General features: G+C 46.5%; 22 protein-coding genes and 1 pseudogene. 6 read left to right on the top strand and 17 right to left on the bottom strand.

Translation table 11 applies throughout. The features are described from left to right. Positions 1–183 precede the first annotated feature (183 nt). Entirely contained in the window at positions 184–1,134 is a 951-nt protein-coding gene (locus ACWJJX_RS02080) for a ring-cleaving dioxygenase (RefSeq protein WP_454022687.1), read from the bottom strand. 323 nt (positions 1,135–1,457) lie between these two features. Between ACWJJX_RS02080 and ACWJJX_RS02075 the strand changes: the two genes are divergently transcribed. The 6 genes from ACWJJX_RS02075 to ACWJJX_RS02050 all read left to right on the top strand — a co-directional run bounded on the left by ACWJJX_RS02075 (position 1,458) and on the right by ACWJJX_RS02050 (position 5,932). Beyond that, the gene (locus ACWJJX_RS02075; RefSeq protein ID WP_165408947.1) at positions 1,458–2,774 is read left to right on the top strand and encodes an APC family permease; all 1,317 of its coding nucleotides are present in this window, start codon (positions 1,458–1,460) and stop codon (positions 2,772–2,774) included. A 285-nt stretch (positions 2,775–3,059) separates the two neighbouring features. Beyond that, positions 3,060–3,677 (top strand): DUF47 domain-containing protein, encoded by a 618-nt coding sequence (locus ACWJJX_RS02070; protein ID WP_003154804.1) that lies wholly within the window; start codon positions 3,060–3,062, stop codon positions 3,675–3,677. Between the two features lie 12 nt (positions 3,678–3,689). After that, positions 3,690–4,688 carry an inorganic phosphate transporter gene (locus ACWJJX_RS02065; RefSeq protein WP_003154805.1) on the top strand — a complete coding sequence of 333 codons (999 nt, stop codon included), beginning with the start codon at positions 3,690–3,692 and terminating at the stop codon, positions 4,686–4,688. A gap of 104 nt (positions 4,689–4,792) precedes the next feature. Next, on the top strand, positions 4,793–5,539 hold the full coding sequence (locus ACWJJX_RS02060; protein WP_057079950.1) for a type II toxin-antitoxin system SpoIISA family toxin: 747 nt from the start codon (positions 4,793–4,795) through the stop codon (positions 5,537–5,539). Further along, positions 5,540–5,710 carry a type II toxin-antitoxin system SpoIISB family antitoxin gene (locus ACWJJX_RS02055; RefSeq protein ID WP_003154807.1) on the top strand — a complete coding sequence of 57 codons (171 nt, stop codon included), beginning with the start codon at positions 5,540–5,542 and terminating at the stop codon, positions 5,708–5,710. 96 nt (positions 5,711–5,806) lie between these two features. Further along, positions 5,807–5,932, top strand: coding sequence for a hypothetical protein (locus ACWJJX_RS02050; protein WP_003154809.1), 126 nt, complete (start codon positions 5,807–5,809; stop codon positions 5,930–5,932). A 34-nt stretch (positions 5,933–5,966) separates the two neighbouring features. Here ACWJJX_RS02050 and ACWJJX_RS02045 read toward each other — a convergent pair whose 3' ends face one another. From ACWJJX_RS02045 to ACWJJX_RS01970, 16 genes and pseudogenes are all read right to left on the bottom strand, one after another. After that, a complete protein-coding gene (locus ACWJJX_RS02045) occupies positions 5,967–6,845 on the bottom strand; it encodes an N-acetylmuramoyl-L-alanine amidase (protein ID WP_024085195.1) in 879 nt (292 codons plus the stop codon). A 13-nt stretch (positions 6,846–6,858) separates the two neighbouring features. After that, the gene (locus ACWJJX_RS02040) at positions 6,859–7,122 is read right to left on the bottom strand and encodes a phage holin (protein WP_003154813.1); all 264 of its coding nucleotides are present in this window, start codon (positions 7,120–7,122) and stop codon (positions 6,859–6,861) included. A 13-nt stretch (positions 7,123–7,135) separates the two neighbouring features. Then, positions 7,136–7,399, bottom strand: a complete 264-nt coding sequence (locus ACWJJX_RS02035; protein ID WP_003154815.1) for a hemolysin XhlA family protein — start codon at positions 7,397–7,399, stop codon at positions 7,136–7,138. A gap of 51 nt (positions 7,400–7,450) precedes the next feature. After that, entirely contained in the window at positions 7,451–8,212 is a 762-nt protein-coding gene (locus ACWJJX_RS02030; protein ID WP_070081683.1) for a phage portal protein, read from the bottom strand. A gap of 56 nt (positions 8,213–8,268) precedes the next feature. After that, a complete protein-coding gene (locus ACWJJX_RS02025) occupies positions 8,269–8,466 on the bottom strand; it encodes an XkdX family protein (RefSeq protein WP_070081682.1) in 198 nt (65 codons plus the stop codon). Between the two features lie 4 nt (positions 8,467–8,470). Further along, a complete protein-coding gene (locus ACWJJX_RS02020) occupies positions 8,471–8,896 on the bottom strand; it encodes an XkdW family protein (RefSeq protein ID WP_454022686.1) in 426 nt (141 codons plus the stop codon). A 1,338-nt stretch (positions 8,897–10,234) separates the two neighbouring features. Further along, positions 10,235–10,498: pseudogene (locus ACWJJX_RS02015) on the bottom strand (hypothetical protein); the annotation flags it as partial. Between the two features lie 2 nt (positions 10,499–10,500). Continuing rightward, on the bottom strand, positions 10,501–10,773 hold the full coding sequence (locus ACWJJX_RS02010) for a hypothetical protein (protein WP_003154822.1): 273 nt from the start codon (positions 10,771–10,773) through the stop codon (positions 10,501–10,503). Then, entirely contained in the window at positions 10,770–11,348 is a 579-nt protein-coding gene (locus ACWJJX_RS02005) for a YmfQ family protein (RefSeq protein WP_007407262.1), read from the bottom strand. The genes ACWJJX_RS02010 and ACWJJX_RS02005 overlap by 4 nt, the downstream gene beginning before the upstream one ends. Next, positions 11,332–12,378, bottom strand: a complete 1,047-nt coding sequence (locus ACWJJX_RS02000; RefSeq protein ID WP_070081679.1) for a baseplate J/gp47 family protein — start codon at positions 12,376–12,378, stop codon at positions 11,332–11,334. Before ACWJJX_RS02000 ends, ACWJJX_RS02005 begins: the two co-directional genes overlap by 17 nt. Continuing rightward, complete coding sequence (locus tag ACWJJX_RS01995) at positions 12,371–12,796, bottom strand: DUF2634 domain-containing protein (protein ID WP_454022685.1); 426 nt, start codon at positions 12,794–12,796, stop codon at positions 12,371–12,373. Before ACWJJX_RS01995 ends, ACWJJX_RS02000 begins: the two co-directional genes overlap by 8 nt. A gap of 103 nt (positions 12,797–12,899) precedes the next feature. Beyond that, complete coding sequence (locus tag ACWJJX_RS01990) at positions 12,900–13,166, bottom strand: DUF2577 family protein (RefSeq protein ID WP_146276583.1); 267 nt, start codon at positions 13,164–13,166, stop codon at positions 12,900–12,902. Then, positions 13,166–14,143 carry an XkdQ/YqbQ family protein gene (locus ACWJJX_RS01985; protein WP_146276581.1) on the bottom strand — a complete coding sequence of 326 codons (978 nt, stop codon included), beginning with the start codon at positions 14,141–14,143 and terminating at the stop codon, positions 13,166–13,168. The genes ACWJJX_RS01990 and ACWJJX_RS01985 overlap by 1 nt, the downstream gene beginning before the upstream one ends. A gap of 13 nt (positions 14,144–14,156) precedes the next feature. Then, positions 14,157–14,816 carry a LysM peptidoglycan-binding domain-containing protein gene (locus tag ACWJJX_RS01980; RefSeq protein ID WP_077722098.1) on the bottom strand — a complete coding sequence of 220 codons (660 nt, stop codon included), beginning with the start codon at positions 14,814–14,816 and terminating at the stop codon, positions 14,157–14,159. Continuing rightward, complete coding sequence (locus ACWJJX_RS01975; RefSeq protein ID WP_454022684.1) at positions 14,809–19,851, bottom strand: transglycosylase SLT domain-containing protein; 5,043 nt, start codon at positions 19,849–19,851, stop codon at positions 14,809–14,811. The genes ACWJJX_RS01980 and ACWJJX_RS01975 overlap by 8 nt, the downstream gene beginning before the upstream one ends. Continuing rightward, a complete protein-coding gene (locus ACWJJX_RS01970; RefSeq protein ID WP_015239684.1) occupies positions 19,839–19,991 on the bottom strand; it encodes a hypothetical protein in 153 nt (50 codons plus the stop codon). Before ACWJJX_RS01970 ends, ACWJJX_RS01975 begins: the two co-directional genes overlap by 13 nt. Between the last annotated feature and the right edge of the window lie 14 nt (positions 19,992–20,005).

Below are 20,005 nucleotides of genomic sequence, written 5' to 3'. Positions count from 1 at the left end.
CTGTGTTTTCACTCCTTTTGTTTAACTTTGAACAAGTGTAACAACCAAATGTGAAAAATTTATTAATAAACAAAGACAATTATTTTGCCGTTTACAAATAGGTAAAAAGAATGACAAAACGGGTAAAAAAGCAAAAAAAAGATGCCCCCGTCAAGCCGGAAGGCATCTTTCATTATTTCTGATTTACTGAATCGGTTTCAGCCGCGCTTCTATTTCAGAACGGCGGTGTTCGAGATAAGGCGGGAGCGCAACCGTTTTGCCTAGCTCTTCAGGTTTTTCATCAACCATAAATCCCGGACCGTCCGTTGACAATTCAAACAGAATTCCGTTCGGTTCCCGGAAGTACAGCGCTTTGAAATAATAACGCTCTACAATGCCTGAGTTGCTGAAACCATCTTTCGTAATGATGCGGTGCCATAAAGCAAGCTCCTCCTCATTCTGAACACGGAAGGCCACATGGTGCACGCTGCCTTTTCCAGGACGCTCGCGCGGAAGATCGTTTCTTTCAATGAGATGGACTTCTGTACGCGCGCCACCGTTTCCGGATTCGAGCACCGTAACCGTGCCCCGGTCTTCATGTGTTTCTTTCCCGATTTCAGTGAAGCCCAGCACATCGGTTAACACACGCAGCGTCGGTTCTGGGTACGGGACGGTCAATTCAACGGGACCAAGACCGCGGAAAGAATATTCTTCCGGTATGCCGCTTTGCTTCACCGCTTCACCGATGTCTTTTCCTTTTTCGTCAGCTGTCAGCACAAGCCGCTGTCCTTCATGATCCTGAAAAGCGAGTGTGTCCCTGCCCGCTATTTTCACGATCTCACTGTGAGAGACCTGATGCTCTTCAAATCGTTTTTTCCAATATTGAAGCGCTTGTGCATCCGGAACACGCAGGCCGATTGAAGAAATACTGTTTGTCCCCGCATGGAACGGCGCGATCCGAGGAATCTCGAAAAACGTCAATTCCGATCCCGGATTGGCTGATTCATCACCGTAAAATAAGTGATACATCGTCGGTTCATCCTGGTTTACCGATTTTTTCACAAGCTTCAGCCCCAGGATATTTCGATAAAAATCTAAATTTTTCTGCGCATCAGCCGTCAATGCTGATACATGGTGTATTCCATTAACTTTCATTATGTTATCCTCCAGTCAATTATCTCGATTTCGAGATATTTTATATATACAATTTATGTTATCCGGATCGTAAAGTCAACCCATCTGCTTCACAGACGGTCTGCAGACTGCCGTTCTCAAAATAACGAACTTTTGATATTAAAAAAACCATTAACGTTCGCTTTTAAAACAGTATTTTTTCCTTCTCAAAAGCATAAACCTTTATCTTTTAGGCAAAACACCAAAATCAGAAAATTTATTTTATTCGTGTTTCAGCAATTAGGGTTTACAATATGGAAAATAGTTTTTTCAGCATAACGATTTTACATCTGGAGGGAAAGGATATGCAGATTGAAGAGAATGGACTTAAAAAAGAGATCGGCCTTACCATCGCCCTCTCACTTGTTATCGGCACCATCATCGGTTCCGGCGTATTTATGAAACCAGGCGCCGTGCTTGCCTACTCCGGTGATGCGAAAACCGCGCTTATCGCGTGGCTGTTAGGAGGCATTTTGACGCTTGCCGGCGGCTTGACCGTTGCGGAAATCGGCACTCAGATTCCGAAAACGGGCGGACTTTATACATATCTCGAAGAAGTGTACGGCGAATTTTGGGGCTTTTTGTGCGGATGGGTTCAAATTATCATTTACGGCCCCGCCATTATCGGAGCAATCGGCTTGTATTTCGGCTCCTTGATGGCCCATCTGTTCAGCTGGGATTCCGGCTGGTCTAAATTGATCGGGATTTCAGCCGTTTTGTTTTTAAGCATCATTAACATTATCGGAACGAAATATGGCGGCATCGTACAGGGAATTACGACTGTCGGCAAATTGATTCCGATTATCTGCATGATCGTGTTCGGCCTTTGGAAAGGCGATCAGCATATTTTCACAGCCGTCACAAGCAGCATGTCGGAAATGAATTTCGGCGCTGCCATACTGGCCACCTTGTTTGCTTATGACGGATGGATTCTGCTTGCGGCACTCGGCGGCGAAATGAAAAATCCGGAAAAGCTGCTCCCGAGAGCGATGACGGGCGGACTTTTGGTCGTCACCGCCATTTATCTTTTCATTAACTTTGCGCTGCTGCACATTCTTCCTGCGACCGACATCGTCAAACTCGGTGAAAATGCGACCGGCACAGCTGCCGGAATGCTGTTTGGCGACATCGGGGGAAAATTGATCAGCGTCGGAATCATCGTCAGCATCTTCGGCTGTTTAAACGGAAAGATTCTCGCTTTTCCGCGTGTCTCGTTTGCGATGGCGGAACGGAAACAGCTGCCGTTTGCCGGACAGATTTCGCGGGTGCATCCGACATTCCGCACCCCGTGGATTGCCGTGTCATTTCAGATCGCGCTGGCCATTATTTTCATGATCGCCAGCAATCCCGATAAGCTGTCTGAAATCTCTATTTTCATGATTTATATTTTTTACGTCATGGCTTTTTTCGCCGTGTTTATCCTCAGAAAAAAAAGCGGAGGAAAACCGCGCGCCTACAGCGTGCCTTTGTATCCGATCATTCCTGTTTTGGCCATCGCGGGTTCACTGTTTGTGCTGATCAGCACGATCATTACAGATACACTGAGCTGCGCGCTGTCCCTCTTGATCGGCCTCGCCGGGCTGCCGCTTTATTTTTGGCTGAAAAACGGCAGAAAAAACTGACAAAAACGGTTCCTTTTACGGGAGCCGTTTTTTTTCTGGCAAAATCACGTGCAAAAGTTGACAGCAAATTCACATCTTTTGTTATACTTTTTAAGCAAGATGTCTGAATTCGAAGTATGTTACGTTTTTTTGGCGAAGTGGGTAACATAAGAAAAACAGGATGAGACACGTTTTTACGAAAAAATCAAGAGGCGTTTTTTTCGACTTTATCTGTTTTTTTTCGACAAAAGGCTATATAATAATTTGATGTGTGCATTGTCTCATTCAAACAATGGAGGGTTTTTAATGATAAAAAGAAAAAAAGATAAGTTCTCACTCCTTTTAACAGAAATCGCAAAAAACATAGACGAAACCGCAGAATACTTTGTCAACTTTAAAGTGACGAACCAGACGACTTTAAAGGAATTTGCCGATACGTTAAAAGAGTTTGAAACAAAAGGAGATAATCATGTTCATGTCATGATTAAAGAGCTGAACAAAGCTTTTATCACTCCCATTGAACGTGAAGACATCCTTGAGCTGACAAACAGCCTCGATGACGTGCTTGACGGAATCGAACATTTTTCAGCAATGATGGAGATTTTCTCGATCACTTCTTCAGATGAGCATATCGATAAGTTCAGCGGATACATCAGAGAGTGCGCGAAGGAAATTTTAATCACGATTGAGCTGCTTGCAGAAAACCGATTGAAGGACATTCACCCTCACGCCATTAAAATTAAGGAATACGAGCACAGCTGTGATAACCTGCACCGTAAATCATTAAAAAATCTGTTCGGCACAGAAACCGATCCGATTAAAGTGATTCAGTACCGCGAGATTTACGAAACGCTTGAGGAAATTGCCGACTCTTGCCAAAGCGTTGCCAATAACCTTGAAACCATTATTATGAAAAACGCGTAACGAGGGGTTATAATGGATACTCTATTACTTTTAACGATATTAATTGTCATATGCGCTTTGGTATTTGACTTCATTAACGGATTTCACGATACCGCAAACGCAATCGCCACCTCAGTTTCGACAAAAGCGCTGAAGCCGCGGCACGCAATCGTCATGGCCGCCATCATGAACTTTCTCGGAGCGATGACATTTACCGGTGTGGCGAAAACCATTACGAAGGACATTGTGAATCCTTATACATTAGACAACGGGTCAGTCGTCATTCTGGCGGCTCTACTCGCCGCAATCGCCTGGAACTTGATCACATGGTATTTCGGCATTCCGAGCAGCTCTTCACATGCGATTATCGGAGCGATCGCCGGAGCGGCCATTGCAGCGTCAGGTTTTGCGACGCTTAATTATAAAGGGTTCATTAAGATTATCGAAGCACTTATTTTATCGCCGATTATCGCCTTTGTTCTCGGCTTTATCGTATATTCGATCGTGAAGCTGATTTTTAAAGACAGCAATCTGGCGAAAACAAATAAACGCTTCCGCAGAGTGCAGATTTTGACGGCTGCCATTCAATCCTATACACACGGAACAAACGACGCGCAAAAAGCGATGGGTATCATTACCATGGCGCTTATGACGGCCAATTTACATAAAAGTGATGCCATTCCTTTTTGGGTGCAGCTCTCTTGCGCCCTGGCAATGGGTCTCGGCACATCCATCGGCGGCTGGAAAATCATTAAAACCGTCGGCGGAAAAATTATGAAAATCCGTCCGGTAAACGGCGTATCTGCCGACTTAACCGGCGCAGCCATTATTTTCGGGGCCACGTTTATTCATCTCCCTGTCAGCACGACGCACGTCATTTCGTCTTCCATTCTCGGTGTGGGCGCTTCCCACCGCGTAAAAGGCGTAAACTGGGGAACGGCTAAACGGATGCTTATTACATGGGTCATCACCCTGCCGATTGCAGGTACACTCGGCGCCATCGCCTTTTTCATCTTAGATCTCTTTTTCTGATGACATCCGCTTCTTTACAGAAGCGGTTTTTTTTGTGACAGGAAAATGATGTCATGACATAGAATGAACATAGCAGACCATTTTTCGAATTGTGAGGGATGCTCATGCTTTTGTTTTTTCAGATCATGGTGTGGACGATGGCGGCCGCACTCATTTTATATGTGTACGCATCCTGGCGGTATGAGGCAAAGGTAAAAGAAAAAATGTTTGCCATCCGTAAAACGTGGTATTTACTATTTGTAGTAGGCGCCATGGTCTATTGGACATATGATCCCGAATCGCTCTTTGCCGCATGGAGACAATATTTGATTGTTGCCGTCTGCTTTGCCCTTATTGATGCGTTTATCTTTTTGAGCGCGTATATCAAAAAGCTCGCCGGCAATGAATTAGAGACGGATACGCGGGAAATTTTAGAAGAAAATAACGAAATGCTTCACTCCTATCTTGAAAAACTGAAAACCTATCAATATCTGTTGAAAAATGAACCGATCCATGTATATTATGGAAGTACAGAAGCTTATGCGGAAGGCATCAGCAGACTGCTGGCCGCTTATGGAGAAAAAATGAATGTCACGGCTTCCTTGTGCGACTATTCCGCACAATCGGATAAGGACCGCTTGACGGAGCATATGCCTGATGCGGCGGACGTTCAGTCCCGTCTTAACCGTAAAGACGTCTACTATGATCAAAAAGGCAGGCTTGTGCTTATTCCGTTTACAGTCCAGAACCGCCATTACGTGATCAAACTCACGTCGGAAAACCTGTTGACGGAATTCGATTATTTGCTTTTCACATCGCTAACGAGCATTTATGATTTAATGCTGCCAATAGAAGAGGAAGGTGACGGTTAAATGGAGCAGGCATTTCAAAACGGGCAGCCGGAACAAAGAGCGAAACCGTTCAAAATGTTTAAAAAACGTTCAATGACAAGTATCGCAAGTTACCAGGTCAGCCCTCATACCGCCAGAATTTTCAAAGAAAACGAGCGGCTGATTGACAAGTATAAACAAAAAAAAGCTTGATTACACTAAGGACAGGAGACACGGCTCTTGTCCTTATTCCTTTTTTCCTTATCTTTCATATAATAAAACCAACAAAGAGATGCGACAGGTGATGATGTGAAGAAAATTGTCAGGCGTGTAAAGTTTGTGGATTACGGACGCTTCGGGCTTTCCGCTTATTCGCTGAGGATGCGGGCGAGGAATCTCGGGCTATTGAACCGGTTAAAAAAGAAAAAAGGCTGAATCCCGCAATGTGAACGGGACTCAGCCTTTTTTGTTAAAGCTGCATCAGAATTTTCGCTTTTACAGCGGGACCGTAGACGCCGTCAGACGTCAGTCCGTTTACAGATTGGAAGCGGGCCACGGCATCTGCCGTTTTCGGACCGTAGATACCGTCAATGCCGTTATTGACAGCTCCTTTTTCAGGATAGAAATAAAGCGCTGCGAGCGCGTTTTGCACCTGGTATACCTTTTCACCGGACGTGTACGGCTCTGTCAGCTTGATCACCTCGTCCGGAAGAGAATACAGTGCTTCAACCGGCGGGCTGACGATCAGCACTTGTCCGACTTTAATCAGGTTCGGGTCAGCGATGTTATTCCATTTCTGCAGATCGGCCACGCTGACGCCGAATTTCCGCGCGATCGCCGACAGCGTATCTCCTTTTTGGACGGTATACGTCTGTCTTTCCTCAGAACCGATTCCCGCTTTAAACTCATCCCATGTATCCAGCAGTCTTCTCGGACAAAGCTTTCCTGACCAATGCTTGTGCGCAACGACATTCGCAAGCGGGATGCCGTGCGACGTCATTAATGTGCGGATGAGCCATTGGGCGTTTGCCACGGCCTGTGAAAAGTTGCCGTCTGCGTTTTCACAAATTTCAATACCGATGGATTTACGGTTGCCGTCCCCGTTTCCGTCACCGGCATGCCAGCCGTTTTCGTTCAGCGGAAGATGCTGATAAATTTCCGTATCATCGACTGTGAAATGCCAGCTTGTCGGTGTATCGGGATTTTTCACATAGCTTGCGTGACTTTTGGCGTTAGCTCCGACTGCGGTATTGGCTGTATTGTGCACCGTAATGTAAATCGGTGTCATTGCATAGCCTGGGCGGTTATTGTTTCCTGCCGGGATAAAATCCTGTGTGATTTTTACCATATTCTCATCTCTCCTATTTCGATAAATTGTTTATTTTTAATAAAGCCTGCTGTTTTTTCCCTTTTGCTGTAACATAATTGTTTTTAAACCAGGCGGCGGCAGTCGTTATGATTGTAAAAACGGCCGACCCGGCGGCATACAGCGTATCTGCAAGCTGGCTGACCTGGTCCTCCTGAATATTCAGCGGCGATTTGCCGAACATCAGCAAAGTTTGATTCAATAAAGCAAGCAAAAGAAGCACCGTCCTGACGACCGTGCCTTTGTCCGCGAATTTCATATCGGTTTCCCCCTTACTTTTGCAGCAGATTGTACATGATGGCGATGGCTCCGCCAATGACGCCCGTGCAGATTGCTGTCACGATCGCTCCTGTAATGGTCCGCTTAATCCATGTTGTGTTTTCGTCAATTTTGTTCAGTTTTTCATTCAGCGTCATGATTTGCTGATCCTGCCGGTCTGATACCCGCTCTAATGCGGCTACCCGCTGTTCAAGCACCTTTTGTTCACCTTTGATGCCTGCGAATTCTTTTTGCACCGCTTGTTCATCCAGAAGCACTTCCGCTCCCCCCTCTTACATTGTTCTCACCTCCCTTCGGAAGCTTCATTCTTAAGAAAATGCCGTGCCTTTGACAGAAAGGCTCCCGCCGGAAATGCTCTTGATTTCCATGACGATTTCCTTAAAGCCGGCAATATCAAACGACCACACTTCTTCTGTGCCTGACGTACCGGCGGCTGATGTCCCGTCATCAGACCTGATTCCTCTGATCGGCACATTTTTTCCCGAGACGGATCTCCCCCAAAACGCGACATGGCCCGACTCGGCCGTGCCGGTGATTTCGACGAGAAGTTTTTTCCAAGCGCCCGCTGAGAAGATGCTTCCCACGCCCGCCTCTGCTGCATTTTCATGAAAAATCACGTCTGTATATGAAAACGCCATATCACCGCCCGAACCGACAGATTGGTATAAAACAAATTCGGACTGTTTTTGATTTCCATTTTCAAAACGGAACCGGTAATATCTTTTTGTCAGGCAGACCCACCCCGAAGCGGTCAGCACTCCGCCTTTTACTGCGACAGAATGTGAAGCTGTCCACGAATTGTTATCCTCGCTCTCTTCGATAAAAAGAGTTCCGCTGCGGTCCGAATAAGCCCACCCCTGTGCTCTGTTTATTAAGACGGCTCCTAAACGGTCTTGTCCGAATTGGCTGTAAACTTCAATCGCTTCTAGCGGCGTATTGGTAAGAAGCTCTGCCATTCCGGACAAATCAGCAACCGGTGTGACATAATCGTTTTTGTTACCGCGATAAGCTTTTACGGCGCCGGGCCTGCCAAGTTGATCGGCGGGAAATTCAAATGAATGCTTTTTCATCGGCCGTCCTCCTTTTCTCATTTATTAAAAATGACAAATAAAAAAAGCCGTTTGGCTTATGACACAGCATTTTTATAGTTTTCGTATGTTTCACCCGTTATTTCTTGAAATTCCTCAGGTGTGACATACTTCGCGGCCACACCTTCAGCCAGATCTTCGGCAGAGCAGTCATCATAGCCCATAGCCTGTTTTACCATTTCTGTTGAGGCCCACTCATAAAACAAGGCGTAAACCCAAAAGTTAAGTTTTTTCATTTTTTCATTCTCCTTTTACGTGTAAGAGTTCCAGTTTTAAAGACGCTAATTTTTCACCTAAAGCTTTATTCAACATCTCTGTTTTCTCCCTTGCTACCACTTCGGCAGACAATTGTACACCTAAAGCATTTTGAGCTTGTTCTGCTTGTTTTCTCGCTAGTTTTTCATCTGCCAGTTGCTGTCCGATTTCTTTCAACTGTTCCACAATGGGATCCGGCTCCACCACATCCTGATACTTGTTTTTTTGATTTTCCTTATATTTTTGATCAGCAGATTCGTTCCAAATTTTATTTACTTCATCAAACTGCGGTCTCCATAAGCCGTCCGGAGGTTTTATGGTTGTTGAGTTTTGCGGCATTGTACTTGATATACTGTCTAAGATTTCAGGCCTTTGAAAATAAAAATTCTCATCATACAAAAAGACTTGCATATTCATCCCTCATTACAAAGTGAAATTATTATCTATTGAAATCCCTGTAATATTTTCCTCTATTTTAGCGAATTTTCCGCTAAATCTCAGTTCACCCGTTGGTTCGGCATAATATTTTGTTACCCCCGTTGTTCCAAAGAAAGTGGCAGCCATTGCTTTCTGTGTTGAAGGATGAGCTTCAGCAGGGAGTACAGCAAAAACACTATCGAAGTCTGGAGGAACCACTTCACCACGGGTGAATACTTGGTTGCCCCACACTGCATACTGAGGTTTTCTTCCGCCAACCTTATGTCCATTAATTAGCGTTAAATCATACCAAGTTATTTTATTAAAATCTTCTTCAGTAAATAGACGTTTCCACCCCTTAAAAACACCGTCTGTATGAACAGTTGCAATCCATACATTGTTATCGTAACTTCTCCAAGCTAAAATCGACTTCCTCCCTGACTCCCCCTCAACCACATCATAGTTAAACCAGGAATTATCATTTTCAACCGGATTGTTTTTAAGCTGAGCACCCATTCCACAATAAAACCCCGAGCTCAGCGCCAGTATGTCTGATCCGTTTTCTAATCGTGTCCGTCTCCCATCATCCTTTGTCAACTTCGCCAACTGGCCGCCGTTCCATTTGTCTCTTTCGATAGGGCTTATATGAATTGATGAATCTATCGCATGTGCATCGACCTTTGACTGCGCTCCAGCTATGGATTCAATTGGATACCAATTGATTGCTGTTTGATTAGAGTTATAATAAAACCACCATGCATTACCCTTCACGTCTACAGCATAACCATTACCTATTCCCGGCTGCCCCACTAACTGCATACCGCGCAGACTCGTATTTGACGGGTTGTCTGTTACTGCATTGGTTCCGTAAAAAGTTACAGAACCAACATCTTTTAACGAGTCATAAAACGAGCCGGAAGTTAAATTGATTTTTTGCGTGCCGTTATCAGCGGTGATTTTAAACAGCTGCCCTGCATTCCATGTATCCTTCTCAGCTTTCGTTACATGGATATCAGTCTGATTTGTGTGGGCATCGACTTTTTTTTGGGCGCCTTCCGAAGTTTCTAACTGAACCCAATCGGTCCAGCCGGAAGCTTTAAGGGTTTTTCTCCATGTGCCTCCTTCATAATCCATTGCCAGAGCCTCACCATAAGACTTGAATCCGATATATAAGCCTCTGGTGGAAAGCGGAGGAGTATGAACTCCCGTGTTATTTGTGTAAAAGAAAAAAGATTGATTAAGCTGGTCTACAATTTGATGAAAATCCAAGCCATCTTGTATACTTATTAAATATTTCCCTGAATCATCCGTCAGCTTTGTTAATTGCCCGTTATCCCACTTCTGGCGCTCTTCTTTCGTCACATGCCGGTCCAGATCTTGATTGTGCCGGTCGAAATCTTTTTTTGCTGCCTGCTGGACGTTGTCCACGTTTCCGAGGCCGATTTGCGCCTTTGTCGTTTTGTGCGGGTTGTTCATGTCGTTTTTATGGGCCGCCAGATCCGTGTGGGCGTCTTTTATGCCTTTTTCCCAGCGGTTGACATCATCTTCATTAATCGGATCGTCCGGAAGCCAGTCTGTTTTTTCTTCGTAAGCCATCGTTACACCACCTCAAAGGTAAATCTTAAATCAAGCGTTCTGTTATTGCTGAGATCTAAATTTGTTTTTCGTTCTGTAATGACGCTTCCTGTTTCGTCAAGCATCTGCACGGTTTCAATGTGTTTGACGTCTTCTTCTCTGCGTGTGAGAACGGTGACTGCGGCATCTTTTACGGAAATGTCCGCAATCGGAGTTTCTTTGCCGTTTAACAGCACTTTCGTGATCCTGTTTTTCAGATCGGCTGCGGCACGCTGTCTGTAAGCGGCTGATATCATGGTAAGACCACCTCGTTATTGTTGAGTGTGACGGAATAACCGACCTTCAGTTCACTGACTTTTCGGTATCTCCGATTGTTGAGAATGACCCGGTCTTTGATTTCCAGTGTTTCGTTTAATGCGGCTCTCAGTGTATACGCCAAATGAGCGGGTTTGATTTTTTCAAGCGTTTCAATCAGCTCGTTCATGTGCTGCAGGTCATCAAGCCCGATATCGGCATAAAAACGATACTGCCCCGGGAACATCCGAACATAAGCTGACGGATGTTTTAAAAAACGGTTTAGCGCCTGCTCGATCGCTTGATGGGTGATGGGCGGAATATTCGACATCTTCGAAATCAGCCTGAGCCGTCTCATATCCTCCGTGTCACCTGATTCCCGCGGTATTTTTAATATTTTTTCCCAGCGGTCAAGCCCCCATGTCGCCGTCGTGATAAAGAGCTGATCGGTCAAATCGAAAATATCGTTATTCTGCCGCTCAAACTCAGGAGCTTCCGCCTCAAGCAGTTGTGCCATCTCTTTTAATCGGGTTAAAAACGGCGGGAGGTACGCCGTCATCTCATCGAGTCTGCTCAAGGATTCTCACCTCTTTGAGTTTAGGAATTTCCACGTCACTGAGCACGAGGTTTTCCGCCGCACCGTTCATTTTGATATCGGCGTAGTCACTGACGGATGCCGAGTTATAAACGATGTTGTTAATTTGTGATAAACGGACGGTGTTTTCTTCGAAGGCCATTTTCTTAAATAAATTCAGGACGCCTTTTTCAATCTCCGCTTTTACGTCATCGATCGAGCTGTTCAGCTCAGGCAGCACGGAAGCGGAGATTTCGATTTCTTTCCATACGGCGCTTTCCACCGTTACTGCCGCTCCGATCGGCGCCTGTCCTTCTCCCTGCCCTTCGTCCGGATCAATATAATCCTTTACTTTTTTGATCAGAATATCTGATGCCGGTTCCAAATTCGCATTTGTGATGACAACTTTCACCGTTCCGTCTCCGTTCCAAAGCGGGAAGATTTTCGCCCTGCCGACGCCGTCAACCTCTTCGGCCCATTGTTTATAATGCTGTTTATTTGCGCTGACTGCTTCCCGGCGGACACGGGTAAAATAGCGCGCCCTTAAGCTGTTGTCGTCTTCTTCCTCACGGCCGGGAATCAATATATCGCGCACGACTGCTTTCTCAAGCCCGGGTATCGTATCAAGCGGCAGCAGGTTTTGCCCTGAAATGCCGGCATTGCCCGCTTCACCGGCTGTTTCACATTCAAGCGTTCCATCCCCCGTATATTGAAAATACAGGTTATCAACGAAGAAACGGGAGCCTGGCGGAATGGTGATGCCCGCTGTGAATTCTCCGGCTCTGACCGCTTTTGTGGCAGGTGTTCGTTCAATTCCCGCTTCAGCAGCACGCCTGTCCAGAAATTCTCCCTGAGCCGTATCGGAAAACACGAGCTCCAGCACGGTATCCAGCCAAATATAAGACTTTGCGAGCTCAGCGGCCGCAGGCGCGAGCGCATTGTAAATGACGCTGCCTTCTCTCGTATCAATGTCCGCCGTAACGCGCGCCAGCATTCTGTCCATAATGTCGTCAAACGTCTGAGCTTCAAACATCCTCACCCAGCACCTCCTTTATCTCAAGCATGCCCTCATCAGTTTCAACGGTAAAAGAGACGGTGAAGGCATCATCTTTTTTCTCAATCTCAAAATTGGTAACGGCCAAAATCCGGTCATCATACAGCAAGGCTTCTTCTATCAGTCTTGGAATCTCCATTTTTTTATAAGCATCCGTCGTGTTCTGATCTGAAAGCACTTCCTGAAGTTCGTTTCCGATATCATGGCTGAAAACCGAATATGAATACCGTTCTGTGTGAAGAGCGATATAGACGAATTGTCTGATTGCGTCCAGTCCGTTAATCAGTTCATTGGTAATCCGGTTGTTTTCAAAATCAATTCGGTAGGTTTGTGAAGTCTCAACGGCCTCACTCGCATCCTCCAAATCTTCAAATTCGATTTCCGGTGTCAGGGCCATTGCACCCGCTCCTTTTAGATTTGTTCATGTAAAAAAGCCCTCTTCGGCAGATGAAGCGGCTTTAATAGGCTGATATTCTCGTATATCTCCGTCCGGATGACGGTTAAATTTTGTCCAGTACAAAGAAAGACTGTCCTCCTGTTAAAGCGGCGGTCATCACCCGATCACCCGCCTGGAGCTGATCCTCTCCCCCGGCTCTCAGCCGCTTCGGCACAATGAGTGCATCAGACGGAATCAAAAGTTTGTCGTGATCTTTCAGTTTCAGCTCGAGCGGCGAAACGGAGGTCACTTCGGCCGGCATCAGCTCCACCGGCGCTTCAGCGTCAACCGCTCCGACGGCTAAATGTTTAATGGCATCACTTAATCTCATCAGGCTGTCCCCTCCGGAAGTGAATTTTTCTCCGTGACGTCAATCGTCATGGTATGTTTTGTTCCTTGGAATTCATGGCGGTCCGTATCTACATAATAGGTTTTCTTCAGCCCGATTTCCGGAATTGAAATATAGACGGGCAATCCGCTTTCCAACCCAGGAATACCGATCGCCTGTATATTTTTCAGCTCTTTCTTAATGCCTTTTTTCTCAGCCTGCTTCACTTTTGCGCGCTGTTTCAGCTGGGCTTCGTTAATGTCGTCAGAAACTGTTTCGGTATACTGCAAAACGCCGAATGTTTTCATGCCGGCGCTGTCTGAGGCAGAAGCCTTTATCGTTTTATTGTCTTTTTGCAGCCGCATGACGACACGGGTTGCGGTGTCATCAATTGAGGTGCTGTATTGATACCCTGTAATATTAACTCCTGTTTCCAGCACCCATATGTCAGACGGCTCCGGCCATTCACGCAAGCCGAGCCTGCCTTTTTCTGAATAGAGCTGATAATTGCGCCCCGTCTGGCTTTTTGTCTGCTTTAACGCTTTTATCATCATATCGTAAAGGCTTGTATCATTTTTAAAAACGAGTGATTTAATGGTATGGCCTGTGTTGGCAATGGATGTGACGGGAATTTGAAAATCGCTGGCGATCCTTTTTAATATTTGATCGGCGCGCTTGTTGGAAAACACGTAAACGTCCTGGTTTTTCACAAGGTATTGGAGCATATCGTATGCGGTGAAGGCGACGGTATGCTCATCGGGCGTTCTTGCAAAAACAATGCCGCGGAACAGCTCTTTTCCGTTCCATTTGAACAAAACCGTATCCCCTTCTGATACGCCGTAATACGTCTGGCTGCCCTGCTTTACGACAATCGTCGCTTCGATGGAGCGGGGCGCCTGATATCTGTGTCCTTCCAGCGTTACGCTTTCTGTGACAAGCTCAAGCCACTCCGTTTCTTTTATGACAAATAGTTCAATCATCTTTTCACCCGTTTCATTGCGGTATCTTCAGCTTCTGCCCCGGGAAGATCCAATGCCCAGGCTGCCGGATATTCCGTTTGCTGCGCTTAATCATGGCGGTTTTATTCGCGTTCCAGATTTTCCGCCACTCTGTGTGTTTTCCGTAAAACCTGCCGGCGATGTCCCAAAGCGTATCCCCTTTTTTGACGGTATATGTTTTGGGTGAAGCTTTGGACGGGCGCTTCGCTTTCGTTTTTTTCTTTTGTTTGATTTTTCTTGGCGAAGCGGTTTTATATTCTTTCAGTACGATATCAAAATTCCGGTCGCCGATTGCATTGTCACCTTCGCTGTAATTAAAGCTTTCAATACTGCATGTGACATTGATTTTTGTCCCTGTAATCAAAAACTGAACGGGTTTTTTCGCTTTCATCCATGCTTCAATGGCTGAAATGGCTTTTTCCGGTGAAGGAATGCTTTGATATTCGACAATCGGGCTGTACCGTTTCGGAAAAAAAGAAGAGAACGAAATTTCTTTCGCTCCCGGTTCTTCGATAAACGTCACCTCTCCAAGTCCGGTGACTTTCACGGAATCATTCTGCACGCTGTTTGCGATATCAATCGCTTCAGGCAGAACGGGAAGCCGGAGCTTGTCCTTCCCCTGAGACAGCCAAAATTCGTAAACAGATTTAGTCAAAAGCAACGGCCCCCTTTGCTCCGGTATAAATGTCTTTTTGCAGTTCATCAATCAGCGCCTGTTTGATTTTGGCGGCGAGGCTGTCGGCGTCCTGTCCGTTATGGAAATGCTGATCGCCGCTGAATTCGATTTTAATTTCTTTTGTTCCCATTTTTTGAACGGTTTGTCCGCCGCCTTTAACGGCTGCGGATACCGTGCCGGCTGAAAGCGCCGCCGGTTCCGTCTGGGACGGATCGGACACTTCCATGCCGAGCGCCTGAGCCGCTTTTTGCAGCAGATAACGGCCGCGGATGCCCCGCTCTTCAGGGATGATCCACTCCCGTTTGTTCCCTTCGCCGACACGGGCGATCTGCTCCTTGGTAATCAGACCCCCATTGGCATAACCGACGTACGGGCCGCCATGAGCCATACTTTTAATCCCGGGGACATTGCTGATCGAGCCGTATCGGCTTTTAATATAGCCGATAGCGGCAGCGGCGTTGTGGATTGGATTTCTGATATCATTCATGCCCGGCGCTTTGTGATCTTCAAAGGTGCTCGGAATCGTCTGCATAAGCCCCTGTGACGGGTGTCCGGCTTTGGCGTTGCTGTCCCATAGATTAATGGAATTAGGGTTGCCGCCTGACTCATGCTGTGCGATCGTCATTAATCCCGGAAGCCAGCTGATCGGCGTATTGGTTGCTTTCATTGCGGCCAAAAGCCATTCTTTGACGCTTCCTCCCGCTGCACCCATGCCGGAAAAGGCTGCTGCAAGCGAGCCTGCCTGTTTTTCGGCGTATTTTTTCACGTCAACTGAGCTGAGGCCTTTGACGACGCCGACTGAAGCAAAGCGTCCGAGACTCATCATGACACGGGAAGGAGAGTGAATATCAAGCTCTTCCCTGAATGCGTCCTCGACTTTTTTGGCCATATCTTTGGCCGCCTGTTTGACTTCGCTTCCTTTTGCAGTCATTCCTGATACGAAGTGTCCGATCAGGCCTGATCCCCAGCCGTTCGCGGAATCTCTTGATTGAACAAACGGTTTATTGATATGTGTGCTTACGTATTGCGACGTTCCCGTATCTTTTGCATTCTGTCCGGCCGAATATCCTTTCACTGTGGCGGCGCCCCATGATGACGATTGATTAACCGCCGATTGATAAGGTGTTTTCACCTTTGTTTTTAAAAATGAATCGGTGCCCGTCGGCGATGTATTCTGACCTTTGGCATAGCCCGCAGCAACTTGCTTTCCGTAACCGGATGAAGACGAAATGAGGGCATTGAACGGCGTTCCGATGTTTTTCTCCTTCCAGCCGTCCATATCCACCGCTTTATTGCTGATTCCGCTGTCAAAGCCTTCAGTAAACTGTTTGCCGAGTGATGAAGCCGTCCCGCCAAGTCCGGATGCTTCTACAGACGCTGCGGCCGATACAGATGCAGAAGAAGAAACACCGCCCGCTCCCGCCGGCACAGCAGAAGACTGAGCCGAAGCCGCACCCATATCATCGACAACACGCATGCCGAGCTTAGACGCAGCTTGTGAAAGCAGCATCTTCCCGCGGCCGCGATTGTTGTCGACGGGGATGACAAATTCTTTTCCGGCTTCACCGATCCAGGAAATGGTCGGCTTTGTAATGTAGCCGCCCGTGGCGTTTTTGTCCGGTTTTTTCTTTTTATCTCCGCCGCCTGTGACGAAGTCCATTACGCCTGAAATCAATTTGCCGCCGGTTTTATCCCAAATCTTTTTCACCCAGTCGAATGCTGCAGAAAAAGCATCTGATATGGCTGTTCCCACTTTGACAAGAGGTTCTTTTATATGTTTCTCAAACCAGCCGCTTAACCCTTTCCATATATCCTTTACCGTATCTAAAGCAGTCGTGAAAGCGTCTGATATTCCTTTTCCGACTTTTTCCACCATGTTTTTCACCGGGTTCCAGACAATATCCATGAACCAGCCGGATACCGTACTGAAAACAGATTTAATTTTATCCCAAGCTCCTGTGATTTTACTCCAAATGGACGTCGCTACTCCGACGACAGCCGATTTTACGGGCTCCCAGACAGTGCTCATAAACCAGCCGGATACTGTGCTGAAGACACCTTGAATCGTCGTCCACGCATTCACGATATTTGACCAGATGCTTGTTGCCACTCCGACGACAGCCGTTGAAACCGGCGTCCATACATTCTCCATGAACCAGGATGACACCGTGCTGAAAATCCCTTGAATCGTTGTCCACGCATTCACGATATTTGACCAAATGCTTGTCGCCACTCCGACGACAGCCGATGAAACCGGCGTCCATACATTTTCCATGAACCAGGATGAAACGCTTCCCCAAGTATCTTGTATTGTTGTCCAAGCACTTTGCGCCGCTTCGGAAATATCATTCCATGTGTCTTTCAAAGCCCCTGAATCAAAGGCCTCTCCCAAGCTGGAACCGCCTAGACTGCCGGCGATGCCGCCTACCGCGCCGCCGATTAATGTGCCCACTCCGGGAACAACGCTGCCGATTGCCGCTCCGGCCGCGGCTCCTGCAAGACCGCCGCCTGCTGAGCCGACCTTCTCTCCTGCATTATCTTTATTGATGCCGGCTAAATCAGTAAGTGATAACAATTCACCTATGCCGGGAATTCCTTTAGCGGCACCTTTTAACCCTTTCATACCGCCTTTCAGCGCCTTTGAATTCCCTAAGCCTTTCAAAAGCGCGCCGATGCCTTTACCTGCCCCTTTTGTTTTCGGCGTGTTTACGGATGCCTGTTTGCTTTCCTTTACGGAGGAACCTCTTTTCGAAGATTTATTCCGCCCTTCGACTTTACTGCTTTTACCTCTCGTCACTCCGGTACAGCAGCAGCAGCCCCCCAAAGCCCCGCCGGTTTTTTTGGCTGACCTTCCTGAAGATTTCGGTGATGGTCCCGTGCGCTGCGGACCCTTTGTCAGATCAGGACGCTTCGGGCTGTTGGTGCCGCCGGCAGAAAGGCTCCCCTTACTCTTTTCTTTTTTCGTGCCGCCTCCTAATAATCCGCCGACATTGAGTTTGCCTAATTTTTCAGCGATTCCTGAAAATATTTTTTCTATTAATTCCCCGGCTTTTTCGATGATTTTGTCCGGGCTGAATTTCTCAAATTTCTTGGCAATCTTGCTGACAATTTTATCAACAAATGCCTCGGCTTTTTCGATGATCGCATCAGGGCTGAACTTGCCGAACTTTTTATCAATGCCTCCGAACAGTGATGATGTAAACTGCTCCACTTTTTCCAGAATCTTATCCGGATTGAGAAAATCGAATTTCTCAGAAATTCGGTCAATCGTGTCATTTACAAATTGTTCGGCGCGGTCGATTAGCTTATCAGGACTGAATTTACCGACAACGTCGTCGACTTTCTTCATAAACGAATCAGTAAAATGATCCAGCTCTTTCAATATGGTCTCCGGACTGAATTTGCTGACAACGTCATCAACCTTTTTCATAAATGAATCAGTGAATTTATCCAGTTCTTTCAATATGGCTTCCGGACTGAATTTACTCACGACCCCGTCTACCTTTTTCATAAATGAATCAGTGAATTTATCCAGTTCTTTCAATATGGCTTCCGGACTGAATTTACTCACGACCCCGTCTACCTTTTTCATAAACGAATCAGCGAATTTGTCCAGCTCTGCTAATATCGTTGCCGGGCTGAATTTGCTCGCGATTTCATCCGCTTTCCCCATGAATGAGGTCGTGAACTTGTCCAGCTCGGCTAATATCGTCTCCGGGCTGAATTTGCTCGCGATTTCGTCCGCTTTCCCCATGAATGACGTCGTGAACTTGTCCAGCTCGGCTAATATCGTCTCCGGGCTGAATTTGCTTGCGATTTCGTCCGCTTTCCCCATGAATGAGGTCGTGAACTTATCGAGCTCTGCTAATATCGTCTCCGGGCTGAATTTGCTTGCAATCTCGTCCACTTTTCCCATGAATGACGTCGTGAACTTGTCCAGTTCGGCTAATATCGTTGCCGGGCTGAATTTGCTCGCAATCTCGTCCACTTTCCCCATGAATGAGGTCGTGAACTTGTCCAGCTCTGCTAATATCGTTTGCGGGCTGAATTTGCTTGCAATCTCGTCCGCTTTTCCCATGAATGAGGTCGTGAACTTGTCCAGTTCGGCTAATATCGTTGCCGGACTGAATTTGCTTGCGATTTCGTCCACTTTCCCCATGAATGAGGTCGTGAACTTATCCAGTTCAGCTAAAATCGTTGCCGGACTGAATTTGCTTGCGATTTCGTCCGCTTTCTTCATAAAGCTTGCAGCGAATTTATCCAGTTCCGCTATGATTGTTTCCGGATAAAATTTGGATGCGATGTCATTGACTTTTTTCATGAAGATGTCTGCAATGGAGTCAAGCATTGAAAAATCATTTTTCGGCGAAGCAGGAGCAGCAGATGCAGAAGCGTTTCCGACGTCCGGCATATTCTTTTGCATTGCAGCCAGCTGTGCTGTCACCGTTTCGTTTAACGATAATTGAATGACATTGTTTTTCCCCGTCAGCGAATCAATCCCCGCTGAAATTCGGCCGACTGTTTTCATGACGTGATCTATGACGCGTATGGTGACAGAGTACCCGTTCTTTAACGCAGATTGCATGTAGCGTTTGATACGTTCCATGGCAGGAGTCACTTCGTCTGACGCATACAGTGAAACGGTAAATCCTTTAAAACCGGCAGCCAGATCCCGCAATCTCTCAAATGCCGCTGTCGCGCTGTCTTTTGCTCCTATTTTAACGGTTAAAGACGCAGGCAGACCCGCTAATTGGGCTTGCACCTTTTGAATGACGGCACTGGCTCCGTCTTCAGCTGAAATAGAGATCGTTTGTGCGCCCAGCTTTCTTTTCATAGAGCGCTGGATGCGGTCAATTGTTCTTAAGACAGATTTACTCTCTTTGCGTATATCAATTTCACTTTGGCGTTTTGTCATTTTCCTGTATTTCTCAAGCGCTCTGAAGCCATTTTGGATTTTCCTTATTTTCTTTGAAACCCGATCTTCCAATTCAAAACGAGCGGTCAGCTTTGCCATGATGTCGCTCCCCCTTTCTTCGCTTGTTTTTCAAGAATGTCCAGCTTGTAACCGATTAAACCGTACAACAGCGCCTTAAAATGTCTCGGTGCTTCATATAACTCTTTCAGTTCTGATGGAGAATAATGAAGCTCATGCATCGCGTAATAGAGAT

It is taken from the genome of Bacillus sp. YH3-2-B2, from assembly GCF_053663335.1.
This window is presented reverse-complemented; position numbering and strand designations above follow the sequence as displayed.